Source organism: Micrococcus sp. HMSC31B01 (genome assembly GCF_001816085.1).
Classification (GTDB): Bacteria; Actinomycetota; Actinomycetes; order Actinomycetales; family Micrococcaceae; genus Micrococcus; species Micrococcus luteus.
In genome coordinates this window covers 1-683 of the sequence record NZ_KV824818.1, presented here as the reverse complement: position 1 = coordinate 683, position 683 = coordinate 1, and the positions used below count along the sequence as shown (strand labels likewise).

2 protein-coding genes are annotated in these 683 nt (G+C 75.8%); both read right to left on the bottom strand.

Annotated features, from left to right (window positions below; all coding sequences use genetic code 11):
* Positions 1-589 (bottom strand): beta/alpha barrel domain-containing protein (locus tag HMPREF3105_RS00345; protein WP_070708503.1); only part of this gene is annotated, 589 nt, incomplete at its 3' end.
* A gap of 3 nt (positions 590-592) precedes the next feature.
* Positions 593-673: a sulfur carrier protein ThiS gene (locus tag HMPREF3105_RS00340; protein ID WP_246830289.1), complete on the bottom strand. Its 81-nt coding sequence runs from the start codon at positions 671-673 to the stop codon at positions 593-595.
* Positions 674-683 lie beyond the last annotated feature (10 nt).

The following is a 683-nucleotide window of genomic DNA, read 5'->3' as shown; positions in this document are numbered from 1 at the left end:
CGCCGGCGTCGAGCACGATCGGCACGGAGGCGCGGGAGACGATCAGCTCCAGGTGTGCGCGGTTGAGGATGCCCAGCCCCGAGCCGATCGGCGAGCCCAGCGGCATGACGGCGGCGGCGCCGGCCTGCTCGAGGCGCAGCGCCATGGCGGGGTCGTCCGAGGTGTAGGCCAGGACGGTGAAGCCGTCGGCGGCGAGCCGCTCGGTGGCCTCGAGGGTCTCGACGACGTCGGGCAGCAGGGTGCGCTCATCGGCGATGACCTCGACCTTCACGAGGTCGGTCTCGAGCGCCTCCCGGCCGAGCCGGGCGGTGAGCACGGCGTCCCGGGCGGTGTAGCAGCCGGCGGTGTTGGGCAGCACGTCGATGCCGAGGCGGTCCAGCAGCGCGACCAGGCCGTCACGGGTGTCCGCGGACCAGCGGCGCAGCGCCACGGTGGTGAGCGTGGTGCCGGAGGCGACGAGGGCGCCCTCGAGGGCGGTCAGGTCGGTGATGCCGCCCGTGCCCATGATGAGCCGGGAGGCCAGGTCGTAGCCGCCGATCCGCAGCGGCGGGATCGCGGGGGCGGCGGGCGGGGTGCGGTGCTCGGCCATCGCTCAGCCCCCCTGCACCGCGGTGACGACGTCGACCTCGTCCCCGGCGGCCAGCTCCCGGGTGGCCCAGGCCGACCGGGGCACGACCTCGCCG